Genomic DNA, 955 nt, shown 5'->3' on the forward strand with positions numbered 1-955 from the left:
CCAGTGGCACGTTCACCATCACCGCACCGGATGATGTGTTCGTCGGCGGCCAGCCTTCGATCGTCAACAAGATCGAAAGCGTCAGCGGCGCAGACAACTTCGAGAAGCTGACCCTCGGCGACAACACGATCACCACGACCGTGACCGACGAGCCAGGCACTGGCACGCCAGGTACCGACAACCAGGGCGACAAGGTCACTGTCACCATCGTCGGCAAAGGCGATGTCACCGAGGACCAGCAGCCAGCCTTCACCGTCAAGGTCAGCCAGAAGCTCGACCATGACCTGACTGTCACTCTGTCCAATGGCGACAAGGTGGTGATCCCTGCTGGCCAGACCGAAGCCGAGTACAAGGCCAAGGCCCAAGGTGATGACGTCTTCAAGGACGGCGATACCCTGACCGTCGGCATCAGCGATGCCGCCGTTGATGGCAAGGCTTTCGAAAATCTGGAACTGGGCGGCAACGCCTCGGTGCAGATCACCGACACCGTCAGCGAAGTCGTCGCGACCCTCACCGCCGACAAGACCACGGTGTCCGAAGGCGGCCAGATCACCTACACCGTGACCCTGACCAACGCCCAGGGTCTGCCGGTCAATGGCCACAATGGCCTGACCTTCACCCTCACCGACGGCACCAAGGTCACCATTCCAGCCGGCAGCGCCAGCGGTACCTTCACCATCACCGCTCCGGACGATGTGTTCGTTGGTGGCCAACCGACCATCACCAACAAGCTGGAAGGTGTCACCGGCGCCGACAACTTCGAAAAACTGACCCTGGGTCAGGACGAAGTGAAGACCTCCGTCACTGACGAACCTGGCACCGGCACGCCAGGTACCGATAACCAGGGCGACAAGGTCACCGTCACCATCGTTGGCAAAGGCGATGTCACCGAAGACCAGCAGCCGGCCTTCACCGTCAAGGTCAGCCAGAAACTGGACCACGACCTGACCGTGAC

General features: G+C 61.3%; 1 protein-coding gene. It reads left to right on the forward strand.

What is annotated here, in order from left to right:
- On the forward strand, positions 1-955 hold a 955-nt coding region (locus LU671_RS29300; protein WP_332880106.1), incomplete at both ends, for an immunoglobulin-like domain-containing protein.

Source organism: Pseudomonas sp. NMI760_13, assembly GCF_021283245.1.
Classification (GTDB): domain Bacteria; phylum Pseudomonadota; class Gammaproteobacteria; order Pseudomonadales; family Pseudomonadaceae; genus Aquipseudomonas; species Aquipseudomonas peradeniyensis.